1 protein-coding gene is annotated in these 229 nt (G+C 48.9%); it reads right to left on the reverse strand.

Annotated elements, in window-relative coordinates:
- A partial coding sequence (locus tag O4G76_RS21840; RefSeq protein ID WP_373568062.1) for a hypothetical protein occupies nt 1-229 on the reverse strand: 229 nt, incomplete at both ends.

Consider the following 229-nt stretch of genomic DNA (forward strand, 5'->3'; position numbering starts at 1 on the left):
CCTCTAGGGTGTGCTCACGGCGATTCCATGCGCTCTTGTGTTCCTCTGGGCGGTAGTACCATTTCTTTTTTTTGTAGGCCCAAAAACAACCTATATCACGTACTGCGGCTCGATTGGCTTTGGTTTCCCCATCAATCCAAACCCAGTTTCCGATAACCTCAAAAACGATCCCAGGCATCACAGATAGGGCCGTCAGTACCTTTTCCAGTTCCTCGCCGTAGTTATATCT

It is taken from the genome of Limimaricola sp. G21655-S1 (assembly GCF_027213785.1).
GTDB lineage: Bacteria > Pseudomonadota > Alphaproteobacteria > Rhodobacterales > Rhodobacteraceae > Limimaricola.